Raw genomic sequence first — 25,999 nt, 5'->3', positions numbered from 1 at the left:
CTGCCCAAATTGTACCTGACTTCATTGTTGAGTGCGATACATTATCCCAACGCCAAATTGACGTTTAACACTAGTATCTACCTGATAAGTTTAGTTGAAAGAAGCCGCTCGGTCATTTTACTCACTCATGCCTCTTTATCCTACGTTTCACTAATCATGAAATGTCATTGCTTACGATGTTTACGTATCCAACATTAGCCATTTAACTCATATCTCTTGGTGACTAGGTTTATGGCACTGACGTTCTCTCCCTAGACAATAAAAGCCAAAGACGATACATTAACAATTACGCAACAAATCTAACACGCACAACACGAAGAATAGCCATTTCCGCATAGGCAATATAATAAAGGCTATAACGCATCGCCTCATCACAGACCGTTATCAAGGAAGATTTATGGATTGTAGCTCTCTGACTTTATGGGTAAACCTACCCGATACCCGATTTGCCCTTGCTTGGGGACCAATAGAAGATCCTAAAGCGTCTAGCGTATGCTGGAAAAGCATCGACAATGACTCAACGCCAACCACCAGCCAGTTCGTACTTGAGCTCAAAACAAAGCAGGGCCAAATCAAACAGAAGCGATTAAGCGCCCAAGACGTCTCTCAGATCATTGAGCGCTGGCAAACCATAGAGGTGGGAATAATCGCAGGACAAGACCTCGACCTGCACTGGTAACCAAGCAATGTGTTCACTCACAACCCACCTATTGTCTTGTCTGTTTATTGTGCAGCACCTCTAACTGATAGTGTTATAAATTAGAGATTCATTCCACTTTTAACGAGTTGAGTTAATGAATCGATTCTGACTGCCGTATTCTAATAATGTTACTAATTAATAATATTAATCACTCATAAAGGCTGCACCAAGGAAGTGAGCAGTTACAAACACTAGGAGTCTATCACCCATGGGATTTGCACTTACACTTCGTTATGCATCATTTCGTCACAAAAACAAAGGCGCTGGGCGCTTTATTGAACTTGCCGTAATTACCATGGCCATGGCCGCAATTGGGTCACTGTTAATGACCGACAATATCCAAATCATCCTAGCTTCACTTTGTGCACTCTTCTTTTGCATTGGATCATTTTGGTTTTTTAAAAAGTCTGACGACATGCGCCGCTCCATGCCGGACTAGGTTCCTAGGACCTAGGATAGAACGCAAACACACCACGAGTAAAAAACGACTTACGATAAACAACGCGCTAATAAGACCAGTTCTATAAGTTGTCCACAAAAAACCAGCGACCTTACGTCACTGGTTTTTTACTAAGTGGTACTTTTTATATTAGATCGCTGATTGCATTTACAGCATATAATAAAGCACTACAGTGCCGCTTTTTTCGCTTCCGCTACCCATGCATCAAATTGAGCTTGGTTGGCTTTAATCCAGCCATTCACGTGCGATTCAATATCTGCAGTGCTGTTTTTGCCATTGCTCATCATCATATTCTGCGCACTCACATCATTGATGTTGAGTTTAATGATTTCAAACAGTTTCGCCGCTGCTGGGTTTTGCTCAGCAAATTCTTTATTAGCGATAATGTTCATCGCGTTCATTTCAAAACCGTAGTTTTTGCCATTTGGTAATGTGGTATCCACGCCCTTACGCTCACCCGGTAATGCCGAGAATGGCACTTCAAGCCACACCACATCTTTATTTGGCACCAATACGCCACTTACCCAATACGGTGTCCACGTAAAGTAAAGCACTGGTTCGCCGTTCTTGTAACGTGAGATCGTATCAGCGATGATCGCCGCATAATTACCTTGGTTGTGGCTCACGGTGTCGCGTAATTTAAACGCTGTAAGTTGCTCTTCAATCACCATTTCACAGCCCCAGCCTGGGTTACAACCTGTCAGGTCTGCTTTGCCGTCACCGTCTGCATCAAACAGCTTGGCAATTTTTGGATCATTTAATTGACCGATGTTAGTAATACCGTATTGCTCAGCGGTCTTTTTATCAATGAGGTAACCTTGCGCTGCGCCACTGATGTATTGACCTTTACGGTAGAACTTTTCATCACCACCAGCTTTGGTGTACTTATCGCCATGAAGCGGAAACCAACCCACCGCTAGAAACGTTGCGTCGCCCTTAGCGATAGAGGTATACCCCACGTTGTAATCCACTTCTTTGGTGTCTTTTACATCGTAACCCAGAGCTTCAAGCGCACGGTTAACAATTAGGGTTTGAAACGTCTCTTCTGCAACCGTCGATTGTACAGGCTGGACCGTTACGCCCTCGCCCGGCAGCTTTTCAGCCCATACGTTGCTAGATACCGCTAAGGCAGACACAACGCCAACCGCTAAGCTTTTCTTCCATGAAGTCTTCATTTATTTCTCCAAAATTTCAGTGTTTTGAGTACGCTTCTGAGTAAAAATTTTCAATAAGATTGCCGCAGGTCCCGTGTGGTACCAACGCAGCTTTGTATTGCCTGCGTTAACGCCCAATACTTGAGTAATGCGATCCAGTAAAATAGCTAAAATAACAATGCCAAGACCGCCAACGGCCGCCAGCCCCATATCTAAACGGCCAATGCCGCGCAGTACCATTTGTCCTAAACCGCCCACCGCAATCATTGACGCAATCACCACCATAGACAGCGACAGCATTAAGGTTTGGTTCACGCCTGCCATTATTGTTGGCAACGCGAGTGGCAGCTGAATTCGATAAAGCATCTGTTTCTTGCTGGCACCAAACGAGTGACCCGCTTCTATTAGCTCTTCCGGTACTTGTTGAATACCTAAAATCGTTAAGCGAACCACAGGTGGCAGCGCAAAAATAATGGTCACGACCACACCCGGTACGTTACCGATGCCAAACAGCATGACGATAGGCACCAGATAAACAAAGGCAGGGGTAGTTTGCATCGCATCCAAGATAGGCCGCACAAACTTAGCCGCGGTATGACTGCGAGCCAGCCAAATCCCTAAAGGCAGGCCAATCAGCAGGCAGAAAAACACCGAGGTCATCACCAACGACAGCGTCACCATCGCCTGAGACCACGCGCCAATTAAGCCAATAAAGGTAAACGACACGGCCGTCGCAAGGCCCAACCTTAAGTTAGAAAATTGCCACGCCAATAAAAACAATAAAACCAGCATGAACGGCGCAGGCGTAGACACTAATGCCGTCTCAAATGAACTTAGAATAAAATCGATAGGCACGCGAATGGCCTGAAATACCGGACGGCCATGTTCCACCAGCCAGTTTAATCCTGATTCAACCCAGTTATCGACAGGAAGCACGGCTTCTTCAAAAGGGTTTAAGATGTCGAAGGAGGTTTCTTCTACCACTTCACTGCTTAACCAGTCATTCGCTGCTGGAGACTCCACCGTTTGACCCCAAGGATCCGCAGCGGGCTGACTCGCTGGCTGTGACCACGGATCATTACTTGTTTCTGATGACATGATTTATCCCTTATCTAACGTCTGAAGCAATCGTGATTTCGTCACAACACCAAAGTAGTGGCCACTTTCATCCACCACTGGCACCGAATACGGCACGCTTGCAACGGCACCTAGAATGTCATTGATTGGCTGATTAGGCTTAAGGGTTAACCCTGCTTCAAGCTGAGCACTCACTAACGTACGGTTTTCTTTGTGCGCTAGGCGCAAAGAATCCACAGAAACAATGCCAGAATAATGGCTGGTCTTCTCAACCACGATGCCGTAATCCCTATCGTTATCCATTAGGATCTGCAAAGCCGATGCTGGGCCGTCATGTTCAGATTTTTTAAATACTGCAGCCGGCTTTTTACGGGCAATATCTTTGGCTGTGAGCACACTAGCCACATTGACGCCTCGGAAGAAGGCTTCGACGTAATCATTGGCCGGATTATTAAGAATATCGTCTGGCGTACCGACTTGAACCACTTCACCATGCTGCATAATGGCAATCCGATCACCAATGCGCATCGCTTCATCTAAGTCATGAGAAATAAACACAATGGTGCGCTTGTCATCGTTTTGCAGACGAATCAGCTCATCTTGCATTTCGGTACGGATAAGAGGATCGAGCGCAGAAAACGCTTCATCCATTAATAAAATATCGGGATCGCACGCCAGCGCTCTAGCAAGGCCTACGCGCTGCTTCATGCCGCCGGATAATTCATCTGGGTATGATTCTGGGTATGCACCGAGCCCTACGCGCTCAAGCGCACTTAATGCACATGCACGGCGTTTATCAAGCTCAATTCCCGCGAGCTCTAAACCAAAAGCCGCGTTTTCAATCACCGTCATATGAGGCATGAGGGCAAAGTTTTGAAATACCATAGAGATGTTGTTACGGCGGACTTGGCGAAGTTCATCTTCAGAGATGTGGGCAATGTCTTTGCCCTTAAGTAGCACGTTGCCACGAGTAGGTTCGATGAGTCGATTAAGCAGGCGTACTAACGTCGATTTACCAGAGCCAGAAAGGCCCATGATAACAAAAATCTCGCCTTCATTAATGCTAAGAGAGACGTCGTTAACCCCAATGGTTAAGCCCGTTTTTTCAAACACTTCATCTTTGTCGGCACCTTCATTGATCATTGAAAATGCGCGGTCAGTGTCTTCTCCAAACACTTTGTACAGTCCCTTAACTTCCAGTATGGGATCCATATTGTTTGTCCTTTTAAGGTGTTTCCATGCAAATAAACGGTTAGTACTCTAAGTAATTTGCCTTCGTTAATCAAGGTATATCATTCACATGCACTGCATAAACCTTACCACAACAAAACATTATCTTGCATTAGTCACAATTTAAAGCATTGATTAAATGTAACTTTAATCTAACCCCTTAGCTAAATTCCCTCTATCATCCTTTTGAACAATACCGCAATAAGGGGACACACCACCACGCCATGACATTGTGCTAACATACAAGATCTCACAATAGTTCGAGCACTAACTAAATTTCTAGCGTACTGTCTTATCTAGATTAACAGAGACGTGCTACCTAAAAAGACACCGTCTACTAAATGCTTCGCAGCGCGACTCTCTGTCTTCATGCCACTTCATCAAAAATACCCCATCACACGCTAGCTAAAAAAAGCGAACAAAACCCGCTTCCAAAAAAAACAGTTAGCAAAAGACGCTAGTTGAAGGCGCTAGTTGAAGATAATTGCTGAAGGCGCTAAGTGCGGCGCAATCTGTTCCACCAGCGCGTCTTTACTCCGCTTGTCACCATGAATGAGGTGCAGCTGTTTTAAATGGCTTTTACAGCCAATAATAAACTCCAACAAATCACGCTGATCGGCGTGCGCCGAATACCCCGACATAGTGTGAATACTGGCTTGCACCGTCACTTTTTCGTTCTCTATCCACACGCCAGTATCGCCCTTTTGCAATGACCGCCCTAATGTCCCCTTGGCTTGGTAGCCGGTAAAAATCACATCGCTACGCGCATCGGGTAGCAGCGCTTGTAAGTAATCCATTACACGCCCACCCATGCACATGCCCGACGCGGCAATCACGATCGCAGGCTCACCCGTAGACGCAAGGCGATTCACTAAGGCTCCGTGCGCTTTATGGCTATCTATTACCACGCACTGACTAAAATTAAGCGGATAACGCCCCGCATTGCGCTTATTCTTCGCCTCACTCGTCCACAATTTTCGATACTGCCGATACGCCGTGGTAATTTTTGTCGCCATCGGAGAATCTATGATGATTGGCAGAGACTGAGATAACTGCCGTTGATGCAGTAATGATTCGATGTCATACAACAGCTCTTGGGTTCGACCCACGCTAAATGCCGGGATAATGATCGCCCCACCGTTTTTTAGACTCTTAGTGATCACCGTAAGTAGTCGCTCACTTCGCGCGTGCACGCTTTCATGCTGCTTATTGCCATAAGTACTTTCAATAAACAGATAATCGGCGCGTTTTGGCGGCTGAGGATCGGGCAATAATGGGGTATTCTTCGGGCCAAGATCGCCAGAAAACACCGCTATTTCATGGTTAGGGAGCTTTATTTCCACGTACGCGCTCCCCAAAATGTGCCCTGCTGGGCTAAAACGCAGGTAGGTAAAATAGCCTTGTCGCCGCGCTTTTACTGGCACCCAGGTTGCATAATCCACTGGCCGTAGCTGGCGTTTAATTCGCTCTAGAATCCGCACTCGTTGCTGGCGCGTTAAGCCTAATTGCAACTTTAAGCCATCATCTAGCATCAACGGCACTAAGTGCGCCGTCGCGTGCGTGCAATAGATCGGGCCTTGAAAGCCCGCCGCCACTAACCAAGGTAGCCGGCCTATGTGATCAATATGGGCGTGAGTAAGCACTAACGCCTGAATATGGCCAGTGTTAAACTCAATATCGAGCGAACGATTAGCCGCGTCGCGACCTTGAAATAAGCCACAATCAATCAGTAATGAATGTCCGTTTATCTTCAACTCATGACACGATCCCGTGACTGACGCTTTACCACCATGATGAATGACGCTCACCTGATCGGTAACATTTACCTGGGCTGTCAACGGCACGCCTTTGCTCGCGTGTGGCATTCCCTCTCCTTATTTATGTCGTGTTTCATAATGAGTGATTAACCTTGTCGTGTGAATAACGCGCTTGATAAGATTTCCATATACTCTCCCTTTCCGCGCCGCTCACAGAAATAAAGCCATTTAGAGATATCGGTATTTTGCGCATTAAACGAAATGGGGCGGTGCTTTCTAGAACGCGCAGATTGGATGGGAATTCGGTTGGTTATGAATAGCATGCCGCTTCCGATTGCTCTAAACATCTGCTCTAAACATCTAGAAAGCATAGGAAAAAACAGGGTATTAGCGCGAAGCTAGTCAATATTTGCGAGTGAAAGAGCACTCAAGGAGATGGAGTTACAATAACTCACATAAAGAGTGAGCGGACAACGGCGTACGCACCGTGACATACCGTGACATACCGTAGTAGTACGCCTTGAGTGGCGGTTTTTCCCACAACCGGCCAAAGGCGTTACTTTAATTTAAGCCCATGCGTTTCAATATGGATGAGTAAGGCTTTAGAACTAATCTTGTGTTTCACTAGTAAATCCACTTTAAATGGCAATGATGATTGTTCTAAACGATCTTGCAATGTCGCAATGACACTCAAAGAGATAGCCTCCCCCTCATGCGCAATATCGATATCGGAACTGTCTTTATAATTACCCATCGCCCTAGAGCCAAACACCCACGCATGAACGACTAACGTATTGTCCAAAATGACATCACTTATTAACTGATACTGGTGTGGTTTAAGACCAATAGAAGAAGGATTAAACGAATGGTTACTGTCCACTTTTCGCCTCGAGATAGTGAGTAACCTGCGCAATCACGGGAGAATAAGCCTCTAAAATGAGTTTTTGAGCTTCCAATACGTTCTCTTCATCATAAGTATGTGACAACAGATTACGTTTTATTAGCGCCTCTAACAGTGTTTCACATTGCACAGAAGATAGGTGCTTAGCCTCGAGCGCCGTGCGGATAACGCTGCGCGGAGAAGCGACATCAAACCCTTCAAACTCAAGCAAATCTTTTAGTGTTTTCCAGGTTAACTCAAACGAAAATTCAAACGTTTGCACAAGCCCCGCCAACTCGAGTTCATTGTAATGCTCTTGTGCACATGCTCTATTAAGCCTGTGCTGTACCATTATCAAATTCTGTAATCGTTGCTTCCAACGTTCTGGATTTGAGGTCATCGTCACCACCTAATTAAATAATCACATGTCATTCCACATCGAGCCTTAAATTACCTAATCGTGACTAAAATGTCATGATCTCTTTCAGCACTACCTCCCTATTTTTAGATATTGCCGCCTGCCGCCTGCAATTAGCGATACTGATCCCAAAATTTAACATTACTGCTATTTTTTACGCCCCTACCAAACTTCCGCCAATTGAAATCTTATGTGTAGCATTCCATAAGGTTAGCTCAGCCTTACCCGGTTATTCCGCCGACAGCGCCGCTTGTAACTCTAAAAATATCGATTACTATTTGAACACTATCTGCAGTGGCGAAACGATAAGATCTAAAAAACCTAAAAACGAATTATCAACATCTTTACTCAACTCGCCAGTGAGAGTACGTGCTTCCTATGGTTAATCATCGGCTGTATTCGTCAGCGATTAGCCTTGTTAAGCCCGACGACTCCAGATAGTGATTCAGCTCATAAGCAATAAGCAATAAATTTGACTCGGAAGTTGGAAAGGTTATGGCTTGGCAAATCACTAGCGTCTTCATTGGCACATTTTTAGTGCTGTTTCTAAATCACAAACTCGCCCCTGCTATTGGCTTAGTAGATAGCCCAACTAATAGAAAGCGCCATCAAGGACACGTCCCACTAATAGGCGGCCTCTCAATTGGCGTAGTGATTAGCCTTACGCTATTGTTTTTACCCAATATTATTCCTCATCAAACCTTGCTAATTATCACGATGATTGCACTGCTACTCACTGGGGTGCTTGACGACCGTTTTGATCTTTCTTGCCGTGTTCGGTTACTAATTCAAGCAAGCTTAGCAGGTAGTGTAGCGATTTTCGCCGACATACAGTTACTCACTTTCGGCAATGCCTTTGGTGTAGGCTACGTTGAGTTTGAACTACTGGCGATCCCCATGACCATCATTGCCGTCATCGGCGCGATTAATGCCTTTAATATGGTGGATGGCATCGATGGCTTATTGGGCTCTCTGGCCATCATTACCTTTTCTAGCTTAGCCATTTTGTTTTATCTAGAAGGCAACATCCCTCACCTACAGCTATGCTTGCTATTCATAGCCGCACTACTGCCTTATCTTGCCCTTAACTTGGGTGCGTTGGGTGCGCGCTACCGCTTATTTATGGGAGATGCTGGCAGCATGATGATCGGATTTGTCGTCATTTGGTTGTTGCTGACATTAACGCAGACATCTTCTAGTACTGTTGCCATCTGGGCTTATTATGGTCTTCTAGATAGCCCTAACGAATTGAGTGTTCGCCCTGTGACGGCATTATGGATCATTGCGGTGCCACTTATGGATATGGTCGCCATTATGTGTCGACGCATAAAAAAAGGACGTTCCCCCATGACGCCAGATAGAGGGCACCTTCACCATATCTTCCAACGTATCGGTTTTAGCTCGCGTCAAACATTGCTGTTAATTTCAATCGTTGCCATCTGCTATGCGTTGGTGGGAATTGTGGGCGAGGTTTCAGGGGCGGCGGAAAGTACCATGTTTTACCTGTTCATAATAGGCTTTGCTATCTATTACTGGTTGCTCAGTAAAGTGTTTAGAATCACGGCTTTTGTTCGGCTTATGCGCAAAAAAGTCCCTATTCCTAATTATGAGAGTGAGTTATAAAAACGCGACCTAAACCCATTGTGTTATAAGCACTTAAAGCAAAGAAACACCATATCAGCCCCTTAGATAACTGATGATTACTCATTATATCTACCAGTTATGAATACGTGTTTCTCTTCATATCATACGCTAAATACGGTACAATTCGCCGCGTCAGATAATCCTGACATAAAAACAGCTAAAACAGCTAAAACAGCTAAAACAGCTAAATACTAATAACTCAGTGGCTAACATGATTACAACTCTCGGCTTTGTCTTTATAACTGCGTTTTTGGCACTCTTTTTTGCCCGTCGATTAGCCAAAACCATTGGCTTAGTCGACAAGCCCAATGCACGAAAACACCATCAAGGCGTTGTCCCTTTAGTAGGTGGCATTGCTATTTGCACCACGGTAACGTTAACCGTATTACTGTTTAACGTGCCAATTGAGCATGCGCAGCTCTTTCTTTTCTCTATTTGTGCGCTTACCGTTTTAGGGGCGCTGGATGATAAATACGACATCAGCTTTAAAGCCCGTATGCTATGCCAGGCGCTACTGTCTTTGGCCATGATGCACTTCGCCGATTTAGAGCTCCACACTCTCGGGGATATGTTTGGCTTAGGCCACACAGAGTTGGGTGGCTTTGCCGTGCTGATCACCGTACTTGGCGTAATTGGCGCCATTAACGCCTTTAACATGGTAGACGGGATTGATGGTCTGTTAGGCGGGTTGGCGATTGTTTCTTTTAGCGCATTGGCTTTTTTACTGTATCAAGAAAGCCATCATGAGCTGGCGCTGCTCTGCCTGATTTTTATTGTGGCGGCTCTACCTTACATTGGAATGAACTTAGGCTTGCTTGGTCGCGAGCGTAAGGTATTCATGGGCGATGCTGGCAGCATGATGATTGGCTTTACTGTGATTTGGTTACTGCTTAGTAGCAGCCAAGGCGAAACGGGCACCATCATGCGCCCTGTAACTGCCCTTTGGCTCATAGCCTTACCTCTAATGGATATGGCAGCAATTATGATCCGACGCGTACGCCGCGGCGACTCGCCATTCAAACCCGACCGTGAACATTTACACCACATTTGCCAACGTTTGGGGCTGAGCTCTCGTCAAACTTTACTGGCTATTTGCAGCCTAGCCTCCCTTCTTACTGGCTTTGGTATTTATGGTGAAATGGTACAAATCCCAGAGCCTGTTATGTTTTATGGCTTTATTGCTTGCTTTATCGCTTATGCACTGTGCCTATCACACATCTTTAAGGTGACACGCTTTATTAGAAAAAAACTGGGAAAGCCCGAAACGCCAGCGTTTGCTGAAAGCAAATAGGTCAGCGGTAAAAACAAAAAAAGCGAGTAAAGGGAATTCACCTCTACTCGCTTTTTTGATTACTGGACTTACCTAGCATGGCTAAAGGTTAGAAGACTTCATTAAACACTTGGCTTAGCAGGCGCGTCCGTTCAACCGCCACACTCTACGGTGTAACTCAATAGAACCTTTTTACATCTCGATAAAAGTTCTCATGTGATCCCAGTGCCATAAGCTCTAACGTTACCGTATCGTCCTCATAGCTATAGCCAAGCAAGGTGAGTTGCTTAACCATTTTAAACTTATGGACACGAAGAAAAGAGAGGTCACCTTTCTTTTCTTCACCTAAATACGGATCTTTCATTAACTCTCTGATAGCGTTATCGAGATCACTTTTTTGGTTCTTGTGCAGTTTTTTTACCGCTTTCTTAAAACTAGGCGTTTGAAGTACAGTGGTAATTTTAGTCAAAGCTGTAAGCCTCTGACTTACCAGCCTCTTTTTCTGCTTTCGCAATAATTGCTTGCTTAACAAATTCATAAGGCAAGTCTGGATTATCTTCCATCATTTCGCCAATCTTCGCCCAATGCTCAATCTGCTTGGGTGTGGTTCTGTTGAGTGCTTTTGCCATAATCGCCGCTTTTTCAAAAAGCTCCTGATCGATACGAACGCTTGAAGTTGCCATAATAGAGCCTCGCCAAAAGATTTAAGTTACCACAATTGTAGTAATTTACCACGATCGTGGCAAGTGTAACCATTGCTTTACTTTAAGATTGGCAAATAACGTCCATTGAGGACTTGCCCGCCACCCATGCCCGGTTTGTATGCTGCGCATAACTCTTTAATTCTTGAGCTGACCCAACAGCGCAGCGAAATTTGCCACCAAAGCTTTCTGAAAGCTTCAACCATTCTTCGGCATTCATCGTTAACCGCTCAAGAAGCGTGTTTTGGCTTGGCTGAATGAACCCTCGCTTGTTTGGCCGCACCGCTTGACCTAATTCCTCTACTAACGCTAAATAATCCAACAAAGAAAATTCGATTCCACCTATTTTGGAAAAGACCGAGGACGGTGTTTCTCGCTCATTACCTAAAAAGCCGACAAGGCCTTTAGCTGGTAAACGGGTAACCTCTCCTCGCCCGGCATCCCCTTTACACGCGACAGAATGAATGCGCTCATAAATGGAAGTGAACTCCGACTCTTCAAGAGAACTCGCCATATCGGCGCGAACAGGATTTAAATCCACATAAGCCATGCAGCTTAGCAGTGCTTTTTCATCCAACAACGCCTGCGACTTAAAGCGCCCTTCCCAGAAGCGACCTTTACACCCTTCTTCTTTATTGGCTTCGCGAGCGACAAACTCGTTAATATTGCGCATAAACCAAGAGATATCGGTTAAGCGCTCTCGCCATTCGTCAATAAGCGCCAGTGTTTTGTTGATTTCAGCTTTGGACGTTAACTCATCACCCAGCCAGCGACTTACCAACAAAGGCGCCTTGTATAACGTTGTCCACCGCTGTGCGACCTCTTGATGGCTCCAAGACTCTGCCGAAGCCGTATTCACATGCAGCACTAAATGATAGTGATTGGACATAATGGCATACGCACACACATCAATGGCAAACACCTGGCTTAGCAAACGCATGCGTTCTACCAGCCAAAGCCGGCGATGCTCAAAGCTTTTTCCTGAGTAAGCATCTTCGCCGCACAAAAAAGCACGGCGCACACACCGTGAAATACAGTGATAGTGCGCCGTGTCTTGAAGAGATACTTGAGTTGAGCGAGCTTGCGTCATCCTAACCACCAAAGTGAACAAAATCTAAACAGATAAAGTAAGCCTAGTTGGAGATTGGGAGGACGTCAAATACATGGGTGTCCTGTATTTTCCGTATTGAAGAGATACTTGAGTTGAGCGAGCTTGCGTCATCCTAACCACCAAGTGAACAAAATCTAAACAGATAAAGTAAGCCTAGTTGGGGATTGGGAGAGCGTCAAATACATGGGTGTCCTATACTGGATGTCCTGTATTTTTCGATGATCTTAGTGTAGAAAAACAATGATAGGAATACAAAAAAGGTTAACTTCTATTTTTTCACCAGATCAATAAAAGACTCCCAACCGCCTACAGTGTAGAATTTTTCCATCACATAAGCATTCCCTTCATATTTTATTTCGCCTTTGATTGTATCTAGCATAAGTGATGCGAGCTTAGATGGATCATTTGGAGAGAAAAACGAAACTTTATCATAGTTCCCTACTGTTTCTTTTGCATAGGGGAGGTCAGCAACCAATAGTGACAAGGAAAATTCTTTTGCTTCAGAAATAGGCAACCCCCAGGTTTCTAACTTTGATGGAAAAACTAAAGTTCCTGCCTCTTCAAATATTGAAGCCACCTTTTCTCTTGAAACTCGCCCTAAGAAAGTAACAGAAGATAATCTATGGTATTTATCTATCAGCCTTTTAGTATATAAATTCTCTGTCCCGTCAATAGTGACGTAAACACGAAAATTTGAAACTCTTTTTTTCTCTAAAATGGACACAGCCTCTAACAACACTTCAAAATTTTTAAAAGGCCTAGCATAAGATGGAAAAAAGAATGTACTAGTATCTAAGCTATTTACTTTTTTATTACGCTCTAAAACGACACCTGGTTTTGTAACAATAATCTTTTCTCTCGGTACAAACTTAGAAAATTCATCTGCTATCCATTGCTGCTGTACAAAAACATATTTATTACTTGAGATATTAATCTTATAAAGCGCTCTGTAGAAAATGGTAAAAAGAAAGTACTTAGGGTCATACAATATGTCAATTAACCTCTTTTCAGCAAATGGCGTTGGGTTATGACAATAAACAGCAGACTGCACTCCTTTTGGTAACTTGGGAGAAATATCATGCAAAGATAGCCAAAAATCAGCTTTTAATTCAACTGCTAACTTCTTTACTTGGAAATACTCAAAATATATTCTCTTAAGCCAACTGGACTTAATATCTGGATACTCCAACAATGATATGTTACTAGCCAAAGCATGACCTTCAAATAGCTTCTTTGAATGAACTAAAATATAATAATGACATTCTTTAGAGAAACTAATACTATGGACCAGGTCATTTAAAATTGAAAATGTACCACCATCCACCAAATTTACCGCGCTAATTACTATTCTTTTCATAATACCACTGATTACACACCATATAAAATAGAACAAATCCACCAGAGATAAGACCAGGAGACCTTATAAAAAATTCAACCGGAAACATTAATATAGACCAATAGTATCCCTTAGGTGCCCTTCCATTTAAAACCTCAAATGAAATCATCAATAAGATAAGTGTATAAAAAACCGAAAAAATACCGAACTGATAAACTAACTTAGAGAAAATAAAAGAACCATCATACAAATTAATATAACTACCTGTTAGTTGCATTATGGTTGATTGATACTCATTATCAAAATCAACATAACCCAGGGAAGCAAAACCATTACCAAATAGTTTGTGCTCCCTAAAAACACTTAAAATATTATCGATTCCGGACAAGTAAACAAGTGATGACAAATTTTCTTCTGATAAAGATATTCGTTGGTATAACTCATTAGGCAAGAAACTAGATGCAACTGGTGTAAACAAGAACATTACAAGAACGAATGCTGGAAAAACAGCCAATAACCAGTGTTTTCTATATACTAAATGACAAACTATCGTAGCTATAACAATCAATGCCATCAAATTAGTATACAAAACTAATATTATAAAAAGACACAATACTGAAACCGATTTACTAACATGTACCTTATAGCCGACAGACAAGAAATAAACATAACCCAGAAATATAGAAAAATGTGAGGGCTCAATAAACGGAAATACAGGTTTATTAAAAACCCCCTCCCCTAGAGCATGGAACGGCGACATTAAAATAAATATAAGCATTGCTATAGAAAAATTTGTTAGCCTTTTAGAATTACAACTCAACTCTATTCTACCTAATAAAAACAGTGCACCGATAAATAAGACCTCTGAAAAAGACTTAAGTATGAACATGCCACTACTAGATGAAATAGACAAAATGTAAGCTAAGCCAACAGCAAATAATGATGCCGATGCAGCCCAATTAGCTATTGGTAGCTTGGTTTTGGTTAAAAATAGATATAACAAAACTAGCAATAGCGAAAATATTACAGGTATAGTTATTGACGTAGCACCAAAGAACATAAGCGTCTCTGGAAGAACAAAAAACATAAATAGAAATATAGTTACTTCCAATTTACTGTCAACCTTCTAACTATCATATTTTTTAGCCGTTCAAAAAGACCAAAATCTAGGTACCAAATAACACCATTATTGAACGCCACTTCACTAACAATGCGCTCATATACAACAGCATTAAACTTAGCAAGATTTTTATCTCTAGGTATAGAGCCATGTAAATAGTACTTATATATAGATATAATTTGGTCGTATTTACTCTTATCCTGAAGGTAAGCCTCACGGTAGGAATTAGCAAACGCCCTATTAAAAGCAAACAAATAGGTCGCTACAAACTCATTTTGAGTTGCTTTGAATCGATAATTACACTGCCTATAAGGACCAATTAAAATTGACTTATCTATATTTTCACTATAAATATAATCACAGCGCCTCAAAATCTCCTTGAGCTCGTTAGTATACATATGCTTGGTAAAGAATGTATCATTAATTACTAATGACACTCGATCCTTCGAGGTTGATATGATCTCATTGTATGCACCAAAATCCAGAGAATTACTATCATCATAATAGTTTAAGCTATCAATTCCTTCAGTGTCGAAATCGACCTTACTATTTAAATAATAATTAACGTTAATATTTACATTTTCTTCTTTTGCAATTTCTATCAAGAACCTATCGATCTTCGATAAGTTCTTGATGTAGTAGCAAACAACTGAGATAGTTATCATAAACTACTTAACGCCTTACTAACCACTTTATGAGCCTGATTAGATACCTCAAATTTACTATCTTCTCTATCTAAAGAGTCGGTCAGTTCAAATAACCTCTCAAAACTGAACTCACTTACATTCATGGAGTACTCATCTAAACCAAAATATCTCATCATGCCTGACATTTTAGATTCGTAGCTTAAAGATATAACTGGCTTATCTTGAGATAGAGCAAAAACCAGTGAGTGGTAACGCCCCCCAATGACATATTCACACTTTGAAATTACAGCTAGCTGTTCCTGAATAGAACTATCCGAAGGAATCACATCACAAAAACTAGGTTCATTACATTTTGACACAAGATCTAAATAGAATTTTTCATCTGAAATATGATTATCTGAGAATAACTGAGGAAGAAGAACCACATGCAAACCTCGAGAAATCAACTTATTAATAACTCGAACATACTCCTCTTCTAAATTGTTCCCCTCAAAGTCTGGATGCCAATTATGCAGTTCATTGGGGGTAAACACTACAAACTTACTATTAGAATCATATTTTTCACCTGAGTCATAAAGATTAGATGTTTGTGCATAGACAACATCAAGAGTTGGCACACAAGAAATATTATGCTTTTCCAAGTATTCTTGCGACGTTAAATCTCTGACTAGATAGGACTTGAATTTACGAAGTACTTTAAACTTTAGTTTGTCAAATAACTTTGATTTAGAGTCTCCAATACTATTACCAAAAGAACACAAATTATTATTTACCGATGCTATAGATAGCCTCCACAAATATCGCCAATCTGTGTACACACCTAGATTAGCACCACCATTAGCCAAATATATCTCGTCAGCCTGTGATACAACCAACTTAACGTCAGTTATATATTTAGAGGGAGACAAATAGTTAAACACATCAAAAATAGTAGCGACTCTATAATATAACTTCTCAAGCTTACTGGTAGTATCGTCTATCATATGAGTGATTTTTATATTTTTATACTCATCAATATCAAATGGACACTTTGTTACGTTATACACTACTGTTAAATTAACAAGTACCCCTTCATGCATAACTGAGATGATCTCTAGTTGAGATTGAAATGCAGCGTAGTCCCCTTTATTGGAACCATGTTGATTAATAAATACAATTTTTTTCATTTTTCTTCCAAAAAATAAACCTTAGTGAACAGTTTGCAAACTCAGACACTAAGTAACATAATAAAATAAATTCTGGTTTCAATTCAAAATAATCATAACACAGAAAACTAGCAGCCACCATAATTAGCAAAGAAATAAAATTGGCCGTAACTATATATCCATCCTTCCCAATAACATACAACCCATTTAGTCCATAAATGTTTTGAAAATTCATAAAAGACAAAGCTAAGAAACAAAAAGAAATAAGCTTATAAGGATATTCGACCTGCATTATAAAAACAGAAATGGCTAACAACACCAGCACAAACGACAGTACTTTAAGTATATTTAACTTCTGGCTTTCCCTTCTCCCTTGAAGCTGTTTTTTTAAAATCATTCTATGAACCGTAGAGAGAAAAATCCTAATAATCTCATTGAGCTTATCTGCAATTGTAATGAAGTAAAAAAAATTGCCTGGAGCCAATCCCATAGCCAATAGTACTGGTGATCGTTGAAGAGCGTATATTGACCATGTAGAAACAAATAATCTCCACCCATCTAGAAACAACTTAAAAACAAAAGTCTTATTAGGCGTAGACAAATTTATTTCTTTTCTTCCTCGAATATACTGAACTAATACATAACTAAATGTAGAAGCAATATAAACACCAATTGCATCAACCTCATTATTAACCAAGGTTGCCCACCCTAGGATGGTAATAGAAGCTGAGCACATTGCAGAATAAATAAGAGTCCTATTTCTTCCTAAGTAAAAATTAATATACTCCCTATCAAAAGCAACCACTAACAAAACTAGTGCCAACTGAAAGCCATATTCAAAATCAGTAAATGGGACTACTATAGTTATAGCTACGCAAATGAAAATCCACACTAATATTTTTGCACTTAAAATATTTACAAACACCCTGTTATGACACCCATTATCTTTTATAAATTTCAAACCAATAATTGGAAAAGAAAAGTTCACAAATGAAGATAAAACGCCAAAACAAAGCAAAAACGAAAATACTTTCGTTGCAATTTCTGATTCGAACCCTAATGTTACAAGCACAAAAAAAACAAAAGGCACAAATTTTATGCTAAGTTGAGATATTAGTGTTTTGATTTATTCATCCCCTTCCAAACCTTTAATAGAGCTGATTTTACATGTTGAAGCAACCTATATAACTCAACAGGAATATACTTATATTTCTTAGGCTTATAAAGATTAAAGTACTCCCTCCGAAGTTTCCACATCTTCATATCAAAAAGAAACATACTTGAAGAGGCATTATAATAAAGGGCAGATTTTAATGTCATTTCCTCCCTCATATCCCAAATTCTTTTTTGATGATAATCCCAGTTATTATCAGGAGCTACTCTTTTTTTAGGACTCCATAGATTTTTGGACTTTCTTTTATAAAGCCGATAAGAAAGACCATCAGTTCTATGACGAATAGTGGCATCTTGTGCTTTCAGAGCATCACTTTCATCGCCATCAGTTAGAAAAATCTTACCCGCTTCCATCATGTTAACCAATACATTATCTAGGTACCCATCTCGTACAACAATTATATTTGCCCCATCACCACTCTTTATATAGTCCTTGAGCCAAGCATCCCCAAACACTATATCTGCTGTTTCATTGTAAATATCATCACAATAATCACAAGAATTCATTTTAAAGTAACTTTCCCCCCAGTTAGTTCCAGGTATATTCATTACAGGCTTAGTGTCTTTACTGCCATCCTCATATAGAACACCCATGCGATATTCATTTGCTCTAGCTAGTGAATCACTCTCTCTATATATAACCCTATCAACTTTCTTGCTTGTATTTTTCTTGGTTCTATTTATTATATAATCAGCAAATAAGGTCGATTTTAAGTGACCACACACAATGCCAAATGTATATTTACAATTAGCCCTGAGACTTTCATCTTTTTGAATTATTCTGTTAAAGGTTGATACAATGCACGGTATCCCGACAAAGACAAACTTCCCTTTTTGGTTTCGTATTTCTTCAAGAACTTCATTCATAGGGCAGGGATAATAGTGTGATTTTTTATTACCTCTGATATCGCTCTCAGTCTTAGATATCTTATAGCCAAATGAACTATTAGTCGGACCAACATGAACTACATAATCTATAGTGTGATTACCTAATAGTTCAACAAGAAGCTCAGTTAATATCCCACCACCTGATGAACCAAACCTTTCCTTATAATCCAGGCCATAGCCAAGATAAATATTTTTATAGAAACCAATAGCCTTACACTCTTGTAAAGAATCCCACTTTTCTTTCTTCAAATCAACGATCTTATCTTCTGTCATAGAGCTATCAGACATGCCACAGAACTCTTTGAACTTTGATTTATCGACTTCTTGTGGAACAAAAAAACCTTTCTCATTTTCTTGCATCACAGTGTTACCACCTTTGACACATGCGCCACACCCATAGCACATATCTGAAGCCATAACTTCTTTTATGTTTTTCACATTGACACCCATTAAATAATTTTTATAACAAACTACTTTTAGTATTTAGAGCTATTTTTTTCCTCATTAAAAATCTCATCGTGCTTTTTAGGTGCCATAAAAAGTGCTTTGACAAAATGTTCCTGTTTTTATGACCCGCAAAGTGAGTTGCTACTACATCAGGGTGATAAAGTACCGATTTTCCGAGCAATTTACTCCTATAACAAATATCAATATCTTCACAATACATGTAGTATGATTCATCAAAACCGCCAATCTCGCCATAATGCTTGGATTTAAAAGCCAAGAATGACCCTGCCGCCCAATCCACTTTACTAGTAGTCGTGATTTTATTTTTATCTATTACTGAGTCATTGCCAAAACCAATAAAAGATTTAACGAAGTTGACAAATGTAGGAAATTCTCTTATGGAGTTATCATACTTTGTATTCGCTTCATCTAAATACAAATTTATAGCTGATAATGAAGAGTTATACTCAACCATTTCTTCAATTAATCTCACTACCATGCTATTTTTTATGTTCACGTCTGGATTTAAAACAATAAAAATGTCATCATCGTTCATCGACAGCTTTTTACAATAATTGTACACATAGTTATTATTAGCACCAAAACCTAGACCATAAGAGTCTTTATTATCCAGCCAATGCGTATTTTCATCTATGTAACTTGTAAAGTCATCAGAAGGAGTGTTGCTTTTTATCACTACAATATAGTCATTACTTAATTTCTTAACAGTCGATAATGATTTAATAATTTCTTCATGCCCATGTGACACTATAGATATATATACTTTCATCATAAAGCAACTACATTTGAGAAAAGAACGCCATTCAAGTCTTTTTCTGAGAGGCAAGGTACTTTATCACTAGGCCAAGATATATTTAGCACAGGATCATTCCATTTTAAGCTTACTTCATATTGTGGGTTGTAGTAATCTGTACACTTATAAACAAACTCAGCCTCATCACTAGTCACATAAAACCCATGCGCAAAGCCTTCAGGGACCCACAACTGTCGCTTATTCTCGGCCGATAAGTAGACACCAACCCACTGACCAAACGTCGGAGAATCTTTACGAACATCAACAGCAACGTCAAATACTTCGCCAGACATCACTCGAACCAGTTTACCTTGGGTATTCTCAGTCTGGTAATGCAAACCACGTAAAATCCCTTTACTCGATTTAGAATGATTATCCTGTACAAAGGTCGTTGGCTTTCCCGTTACCAACTCTTCAAATTTTTTCTGCTGCCAAGTTTCCATAAAAAAACCACGTTCATCACCAAATACTTGTGGCTCAATTATTTTTACATCTGGGATATTTGTTTCGATTACTTTCATGATGTCTGATACCTAGCCGTAGGCTTTAATATTATTAAGAGCAGCTTGCCAATCACTTGACGTAATTCCAAATACGTTTTGTACCTTAGAACCGTCCAACCGTGAATTTACCGGACGTGGCGCGGGCAATGGGTACTGGTCAGCCGTAATTTCATTAACGTTCGGTATATTCCCTAGCGCCCCATGCCGCTCTGCAGCGGTAAAAATCGCTTTAGCAAACTGATACCAACTTACATGCGGCGTACCTGAAAAGTGATAAATACCCGATTGCTCCTGGCTCTCAAACTTACCCATCATAGTCACTAATGCTTTAGCGATATCACCCGCATAGGTCGGCCCGCCAAACTGGTCACCAATAATTCCAAGCTCTGGACGTTCTTTTCCAAGACGAAGCATGGTTTTTACAAAGTTATTGCCGTGCTCTCCAAAGACCCAGGCTGTACGTAAAATCGCATAACGAGAACAATGCTCAGCAACAGCCTCTTCACCAGCAAGCTTGCTTTGGCCATAGACACCTTTCGGGTTTGGGGTATCAGTTTCCACATAAGGCTCTAGCTTATCACCATCAAACACATAATCGGTTGAAATATGCAGAAGCAACGCATCCAGAGATTGCGCGGCTTGCGCTAAGTAGAGCGGGCCATTGCGATTTATGGCATAACTCATCTCGATGTCTGTTTCCGCTTTGTCCACCGCCGTATGCGCCGCGGCATTGATAATTACATCGGGCTTGAGCTCAGTCAGAGTTATTTGCACCTGTTGTTCACTCGTGATATCTAGCTGGTCACGATCATAGGCCACCACTTCAATGTCATTACGCTCAGATAATAGATTAACCAAGCATTGCCCCACCTGGCCCTGGCTTCCGGTTATCAATACTTTCATCGCGACACTGCCTTGTTACTTTTCTCACTAACCAATCGAGTCAAATATTGGCCATACTCGTTTTTCATCATTGGCTCTGCGATTTCTAGCAATGCTTCATCACTTAACCATTGGTTGCGCCATGCTATCTCTTCAAGGCAAGCCACTTTCAACCCTTGAACATTTTCAATGGTTTGAACAAATGATGAAGCCTCATGCAAACTTTCGTGAGTACCGGTATCAAGCCATGCGAAACCACGACCTAACAGTTCAACATTTAAAGAGCCATCATTTAGGTACATCTCATTAAGCGTTGTGATTTCAAGTTCACCACGATGAGAGGGCTTGACATGCTTTGCCATCTCAACAACACGATTATCGTAAAAATAGAGTCCCGTTACTGCGTAGTTTGACTTTGGTTCAACTGGCTTTTCTTCTATCGAGACGGCTTTCATTGTTTCATCAAACTCGACAACACCAAAGCGTTCAGGATCTTTGACTTGATAACCAAATACCGTAGCTAAACCTTGTGAGGTTAGCTCACCAGCACGCTTTAGCTGCTCACTAAATGATTGACCGTAATAGATGTTGTCACCAAGTACTAAGCACACCGAATCATCACCAATAAACTCTTCACCAATGATAAATGCTTGTGCTAAGCCATCTGGACTTGGCTGTACTTTGTATTCAAAGTTAACACCGTAGTCTGACCCATCACCCAGTAATCTCTTAAAACCAGCTTGGTCTTCTGGTGTCGTAATAATTAAAATATCACGAATACCCGCCAGCATCAGCGTTGAAATTGGGTAAAAAATCATTGGTTTGTCGTAGATTGGTAACATCTGCTTTGATGTACCACGAGTAAGTGGGTAGAGGCGTGTACCAGAGCCACCCGCTAAAACAATCCCTTTCATTATTTGCTTTCCTTAGCTTCTGTTGACTCTACACCTAAGCGTTCACGCTGGTAACTACCATCTTGCACATGTTGACACCACTCGCTGTTATCCAAGTACCATTGAACGGTTTTCTTTAGCCCGGTTTCAAAGGTCTCTTCTGGCGTCCAATTTAATTCTCGTTGCATCTTGCTAGAATCAATCGCGTAACGGCGGTCATGTCCTGGTCTGTCTTGCACATAAGTGATTTGCTCAGCGTATCCAATTTCTTTTGGCACTAACGCGTCTAGAATCGAACATATGGTTTGCACCACTTCAAGATTTTGTTTTTCGTTATGACCGCCAATGTTGTAGGTTTCACCCACTTTACCTTCAGTCACAACTTTATAAAGCGCACGAGCGTGGTCTTCGACAAACAGCCAATCTCGAATTTGATCGCCTTTACCGTAGATAGGCAGCTCTTTACCGTCGAGTGCATTTAAAATCACTAAAGGAATGAGTTTTTCAGGAAAGTGGTAAGGACCGTAATTGTTTGAGCAATTGGTCACCATGGTCGGTAGACCGTATGTACGCAACCAGGCGCGAACTAGGTGGTCACTTGATGCTTTTGACGCAGAGTAAGGACTTGATGGTTCATACGACGTTGTTTCTAAGAACATTGGCAGCTCTGCACCGGCTTCCACTTCATCAGGGTGAGGTAAATCACCATACACTTCATCCGTTGAAATGTGGTGGAAGCGAAATGCTTGTTTCGCCGATTCATCCAATATGTTCCAATAGTCACGCGTCGCTTCTAGCAGCGTATAAGTGCCCACAATATTGGTTTCAATGAATGCTGCGGGGCCTGTGATCGAACGGTCTACATGGCTTTCTGCTGCTAAGTGCATGACGGCATCAGGTTGATGCTTGGCAAATACACGATCCAGTGCAGCTCTGTCACAAATGTTCACTTGCTCAAACGCATAGCGCTCACTTACCTCCACTGAGATAAGTGATTCAAGATTGCCTGCGTATGTCAGGCAATCCACATTCACAACACTGTCGGTGGTGTTCTCAATAATATGACGCACGACGGCTGAGCCGATAAAACCTGCGCCTCCGGTAACTAGAATTTTCACTGATTTAAGCCTACGTTGAAATGGTTATTTCCATGATGCAAACGCCATGGTTTGCAATGAAATGATTTTTTTAATTGGTGATTTTTGAGCTTTTTCATCTCAGTATTTTTTAGGAGCTGAGACACTTTTTATTCATTTTGAGACAGTCTATTTTGGACAATCCCATATAAAACCTAGATTTTGCTGACTTTTTAAAAACCGCCCCAATAGGTATCCCCAATTTAGTTAACTATCCGCTTTTGGAGATCCTCGCTTTCGCGAGGATGACGATATAATGGGGAAAGTAGCGTTTGAAAATAGGCTGCTACACCTATTTATCATCACTCGTATACGCATAGTTATAATACCCATAGCCGTAACCACTAGACGCCTTTTTCTCTATCGCATTAAAGATCACGCCTTTTACCTCAATACCGGATTGCTCAAAGCGCCCTTGCGCCACTTCAATCTCTTTTAGGGTATTTTGGCCATAGCGTGCCACCATTAAAGTGGTCCCGGCTAATGCCCCAACAATACTTGGATCTGTTACAGCAAGCACTGGCGGGGTATCAATAATCACTAGGTCGTAATTTGCCGAGCTCCACTCCACAAAGTCTTGAAAGCGTGGGTGCATTAGTAGCTCAGATGGGTTGGGTGGTACTTGGCCACGGGTAATGACATGTAAGTTTTCAATATCTGTAGGTTTAATGACTTGCTCGGTCGTGAGTTTGCCACTTAACAATTCAGACAAGCCGTCGTCCCACTTAAGGTTAAATTGCTTTTGTAGGTAGCCTTTACGCATATCCGCATCCACCAACAACACTTTTTGGCCGGTTTTCGCGGCCACAGCAGCAAAGTTAGTGGAAATAAAAGACTTACCAATACCCGGCGCTGGGCCAGAGATCATTAGGATGTTATTTTTCGCTTCCATCATGGCAAAGTGCAAGCTAGTACGTAGGCCGCGCAGCGCTTCAATAGAAAGATCGGCTGGGTTGCTTTCTGCTAATAGTTTGTCTTTGCCTTTGTGGCGTTTGGCTAAGTGCGTGAGTTGCAGCTGCATGTCCGATTTAGGTACGCTGGCGTAAACCGGCAGGCCAATCGCTTCAATCTCATCTGGCGATTCTACGCCTTTATGGAATGCGGCTTTTACTAGTACAAACGCCACGCTTAGCATACCGCCAAGTAGCGTTGCTAGTACCACAATCAGTGGTTTCTTTGGTTTCACTGCATTAGTGTGTGATTGCGCCGAATCGACAATGCGTACATTACCTACGGTGCCCGCCTTCATAATGCGCAGCTCTTGTACTTTATTAAGCAGCTGCACGTAGATCTGCTGGTTCACTTCTACGTCACGCGTCATGCGTAATACGGCACGTTGTGTTTTCGGTAGTTTTTGAATCTGTTTGTTTAAGCGCTCTCGCTCACCTAATAAGGTTTCGCGCTTTTCTAGTAGCGAGCGATACGCTGGGTGATCTTTGGTAAAGCGCTGGCTGACTTCACTTTCTTTAAACGTCAGCTCATTAAGTTGCGCTTCTAGCTCTACCATTACCTTTAGGGTGGATTGCGCTTCTAACCCTAAGTCGACCGACTCATTGTCTTGACGGTACTGATTCAGCGTATCTTCTGCTGCCGTTAGGCTGGTTTTGATATCTGGTAGGTGACCTTGCAAAAATTCCAAGCTCTTCTCGGCTTCTGCCGATTGGCGCGCCACGTTTTGCAAAAAGTAGTTTTGGCTAATGTCGTTAACAATGCGCTCGATGACAGGCTTGTATTCCCCTTCAAGAGACAACTGTAAAATGCCCGTTTGTTTGCCTCGCTCAGAAATAGACAACGCTTGCTGAAGCTCGGTAATCGCATCAATTTTGGGCTTTTTCCCTAAGGTATATTCTTGCCCTTGCTTACCTTGTAGGTAAGTGACAAACACGCGGTAGCCATTGCCTTCCGCAATTGCGCCTGCTTTACCCGTTAGTAATACGTTATCTTGTGCGTCACGCAGTTCAAAACCTCGATTATCATCATCGGTTTGTACTAGCAGTAGTGTTTGATCATCCAGATAGTGCCAACGTTCAGCCACCTCTAAACGGCCTACATCAATATACGCTTGCTCTCCGGTTAGTCTCGCCAAACCCTTACCAATCACTGGCAAGTACTTAGGCTCAGCGACAGTAGTTAAGTTAAGCTTGTCCACCGTTTGGCCTAATACCATACGCGATTTAATCAACTCAATTTCTGTGGTGGCAGAAGATTCTTGTGCAAACATGTCTCCCAAGCCTTCACTTAGCAAAGAAGACATGCCACCGCTCTTTTGCTCGACCTGAATTAGCGCATCGGCTTTATAGATAGGCGTAGATAACAACGCAAAAGCGATACCGAAACAGGTGAATACGAAGGTAGTGACGATGATTAGCCATTTGGCGTCTAGGAGGATGCCGAATAGTTTACCTAGATCGATTTCGTCGGAGGAAACGGAGTTTTGGGATGGTTTTTGGTTCTGCATTGGGGAATAGGTTCCGGAGTTTAAGCGATTAAAGGGTAAATGGTCCTGTGGTCCTGTGGTCCTGTGGTCCTGTGGTCCTGTGGTCCTGTGGTCCTGTGGTCCTGTGGTCCTGTGGTCCTGTGGTCCTGTGGTCCTGTGGTCCTGTGGTCCTGTGG

The 25,999-nt window shown here is 41.8% G+C and carries 25 protein-coding genes; 4 read left to right on the top strand and 21 right to left on the bottom strand.

Annotation, left to right across the window (positions count from 1 at the left end; all coding sequences use genetic code 11):
• The first annotated feature begins 397 nt into the window (after positions 1-397).
• Together L4D05_RS20040 and L4D05_RS20035 are read left to right on the top strand one after the other, a co-directional pair.
• Complete coding sequence (locus L4D05_RS20040) at positions 398-679, top strand: hypothetical protein (protein ID WP_428753937.1); 282 nt, start codon at positions 398-400, stop codon at positions 677-679.
• A gap of 229 nt (positions 680-908) precedes the next feature.
• Entirely contained in the window at positions 909-1,139 is a 231-nt protein-coding gene (locus L4D05_RS20035) for a hypothetical protein (protein ID WP_428795084.1), read from the top strand.
• Positions 1,140-1,327: 188 nt separating this feature from the next.
• Here the strand turns inward: L4D05_RS20035 and proX are convergent, their stop codons facing one another.
• From proX to L4D05_RS20005, 6 genes are all read right to left on the bottom strand, one after another.
• Positions 1,328-2,335, bottom strand: a complete 1,008-nt coding sequence (proX, locus tag L4D05_RS20030) for a glycine betaine/L-proline ABC transporter substrate-binding protein ProX (RefSeq protein WP_428753934.1) — start codon at positions 2,333-2,335, stop codon at positions 1,328-1,330.
• On the bottom strand, positions 2,336-3,412 hold the full coding sequence (gene proW, locus L4D05_RS20025; RefSeq protein ID WP_428795083.1) for a glycine betaine/L-proline ABC transporter permease ProW: 1,077 nt from the start codon (positions 3,410-3,412) through the stop codon (positions 2,336-2,338).
• A 3-nt stretch (positions 3,413-3,415) separates the two neighbouring features.
• Positions 3,416-4,603 carry a glycine betaine/L-proline ABC transporter ATP-binding protein ProV gene (gene proV, locus L4D05_RS20020; RefSeq protein ID WP_428795082.1) on the bottom strand — a complete coding sequence of 396 codons (1,188 nt, stop codon included), beginning with the start codon at positions 4,601-4,603 and terminating at the stop codon, positions 3,416-3,418.
• Between the two features lie 488 nt (positions 4,604-5,091).
• A complete protein-coding gene (locus L4D05_RS20015; RefSeq protein WP_428795081.1) occupies positions 5,092-6,486 on the bottom strand; it encodes an MBL fold metallo-hydrolase RNA specificity domain-containing protein in 1,395 nt (464 codons plus the stop codon).
• Between the two features lie 448 nt (positions 6,487-6,934).
• Complete coding sequence (locus tag L4D05_RS20010; RefSeq protein ID WP_428795080.1) at positions 6,935-7,258, bottom strand: nucleotidyltransferase family protein; 324 nt, start codon at positions 7,256-7,258, stop codon at positions 6,935-6,937.
• Positions 7,248-7,658 carry an HI0074 family nucleotidyltransferase substrate-binding subunit gene (locus tag L4D05_RS20005; RefSeq protein ID WP_428795079.1) on the bottom strand — a complete coding sequence of 137 codons (411 nt, stop codon included), beginning with the start codon at positions 7,656-7,658 and terminating at the stop codon, positions 7,248-7,250. The genes L4D05_RS20010 and L4D05_RS20005 overlap by 11 nt, the downstream gene beginning before the upstream one ends.
• A gap of 513 nt (positions 7,659-8,171) precedes the next feature.
• Here L4D05_RS20005 and wecA (L4D05_RS20000) point away from each other — a divergent pair.
• Together wecA (L4D05_RS20000) and wecA (L4D05_RS19995) are read left to right on the top strand one after the other, a co-directional pair.
• A complete protein-coding gene (wecA, locus tag L4D05_RS20000) occupies positions 8,172-9,299 on the top strand; it encodes a UDP-N-acetylglucosamine--undecaprenyl-phosphate N-acetylglucosaminephosphotransferase (protein WP_428795078.1) in 1,128 nt (375 codons plus the stop codon).
• A 232-nt stretch (positions 9,300-9,531) separates the two neighbouring features.
• The gene (gene wecA, locus L4D05_RS19995) at positions 9,532-10,611 is read left to right on the top strand and encodes a UDP-N-acetylglucosamine--undecaprenyl-phosphate N-acetylglucosaminephosphotransferase (RefSeq protein WP_428795077.1); all 1,080 of its coding nucleotides are present in this window, start codon (positions 9,532-9,534) and stop codon (positions 10,609-10,611) included.
• Positions 10,612-10,768: 157 nt separating this feature from the next.
• On the opposite strand, the gene L4D05_RS19990 is transcribed toward wecA (L4D05_RS19995), so the two are convergent.
• The 15 genes from L4D05_RS19990 to L4D05_RS19920 form a co-directional block, all read right to left on the bottom strand.
• The gene (locus L4D05_RS19990) at positions 10,769-11,059 is read right to left on the bottom strand and encodes a type II toxin-antitoxin system RelE/ParE family toxin (protein ID WP_428795076.1); all 291 of its coding nucleotides are present in this window, start codon (positions 11,057-11,059) and stop codon (positions 10,769-10,771) included.
• Complete coding sequence (locus tag L4D05_RS19985) at positions 11,052-11,273, bottom strand: TA system antitoxin ParD family protein (protein ID WP_428795075.1); 222 nt, start codon at positions 11,271-11,273, stop codon at positions 11,052-11,054. Before L4D05_RS19985 ends, L4D05_RS19990 begins: the two co-directional genes overlap by 8 nt.
• 82 nt (positions 11,274-11,355) lie before the next feature.
• Complete coding sequence (locus L4D05_RS19980) at positions 11,356-12,381, bottom strand: transposase (RefSeq protein ID WP_428795074.1); 1,026 nt, start codon at positions 12,379-12,381, stop codon at positions 11,356-11,358.
• A 289-nt stretch (positions 12,382-12,670) separates the two neighbouring features.
• Entirely contained in the window at positions 12,671-13,759 is a 1,089-nt protein-coding gene (locus tag L4D05_RS19975; RefSeq protein WP_428795073.1) for a glycosyltransferase, read from the bottom strand.
• Complete coding sequence (locus L4D05_RS19970) at positions 13,740-14,849, bottom strand: hypothetical protein (protein WP_428795072.1); 1,110 nt, start codon at positions 14,847-14,849, stop codon at positions 13,740-13,742. Before L4D05_RS19970 ends, L4D05_RS19975 begins: the two co-directional genes overlap by 20 nt.
• On the bottom strand, positions 14,840-15,463 hold the full coding sequence (locus L4D05_RS19965; protein WP_428795071.1) for a hypothetical protein: 624 nt from the start codon (positions 15,461-15,463) through the stop codon (positions 14,840-14,842). Before L4D05_RS19965 ends, L4D05_RS19970 begins: the two co-directional genes overlap by 10 nt.
• Positions 15,464-15,519: 56 nt before the next feature.
• Positions 15,520-16,671: a polysaccharide pyruvyl transferase family protein gene (locus L4D05_RS19960; RefSeq protein ID WP_428795070.1), complete on the bottom strand. Its 1,152-nt coding sequence runs from the start codon at positions 16,669-16,671 to the stop codon at positions 15,520-15,522.
• A complete protein-coding gene (locus L4D05_RS19955; RefSeq protein ID WP_428795069.1) occupies positions 16,649-17,740 on the bottom strand; it encodes a hypothetical protein in 1,092 nt (363 codons plus the stop codon). The genes L4D05_RS19960 and L4D05_RS19955 overlap by 23 nt, the downstream gene beginning before the upstream one ends.
• A gap of 23 nt (positions 17,741-17,763) precedes the next feature.
• Positions 17,764-19,149 carry a Coenzyme F420 hydrogenase/dehydrogenase, beta subunit C-terminal domain gene (locus tag L4D05_RS19950; protein WP_428795068.1) on the bottom strand — a complete coding sequence of 462 codons (1,386 nt, stop codon included), beginning with the start codon at positions 19,147-19,149 and terminating at the stop codon, positions 17,764-17,766.
• 22 nt (positions 19,150-19,171) lie between these two features.
• Positions 19,172-19,951, bottom strand: coding sequence for a glycosyltransferase family protein (locus tag L4D05_RS19945; protein ID WP_428795067.1), 780 nt, complete (start codon positions 19,949-19,951; stop codon positions 19,172-19,174).
• Positions 19,948-20,493 (bottom strand): dTDP-4-dehydrorhamnose 3,5-epimerase, encoded by a 546-nt coding sequence (gene rfbC, locus L4D05_RS19940; protein ID WP_428795066.1) that lies wholly within the window; start codon positions 20,491-20,493, stop codon positions 19,948-19,950. Before rfbC ends, L4D05_RS19945 begins: the two co-directional genes overlap by 4 nt.
• A 12-nt stretch (positions 20,494-20,505) precedes the next feature.
• Positions 20,506-21,378: a dTDP-4-dehydrorhamnose reductase gene (gene rfbD / locus L4D05_RS19935; protein WP_428795065.1), complete on the bottom strand. Its 873-nt coding sequence runs from the start codon at positions 21,376-21,378 to the stop codon at positions 20,506-20,508.
• The gene (gene rfbA / locus L4D05_RS19930) at positions 21,375-22,271 is read right to left on the bottom strand and encodes a glucose-1-phosphate thymidylyltransferase RfbA (protein WP_428795064.1); all 897 of its coding nucleotides are present in this window, start codon (positions 22,269-22,271) and stop codon (positions 21,375-21,377) included. The genes rfbD and rfbA overlap by 4 nt, the downstream gene beginning before the upstream one ends.
• Positions 22,271-23,368: a dTDP-glucose 4,6-dehydratase gene (gene rfbB / locus L4D05_RS19925; protein WP_428795063.1), complete on the bottom strand. Its 1,098-nt coding sequence runs from the start codon at positions 23,366-23,368 to the stop codon at positions 22,271-22,273. Before rfbB ends, rfbA begins: the two co-directional genes overlap by 1 nt.
• Positions 23,369-23,678: 310 nt before the next feature.
• Complete coding sequence (locus L4D05_RS19920) at positions 23,679-25,844, bottom strand: polysaccharide biosynthesis tyrosine autokinase (RefSeq protein WP_428795062.1); 2,166 nt, start codon at positions 25,842-25,844, stop codon at positions 23,679-23,681.
• Between the last annotated feature and the right edge of the window lie 155 nt (positions 25,845-25,999).

Source organism: Vibrio nomapromontoriensis (genome assembly GCF_050337205.1).
Classification (GTDB): domain Bacteria; phylum Pseudomonadota; class Gammaproteobacteria; order Enterobacterales; family Vibrionaceae; genus Vibrio; species Vibrio nomapromontoriensis.
The sequence above is the reverse complement of the archived record's forward strand: the minus strand, read 5'-3'. Positions and strand labels throughout refer to the sequence as shown.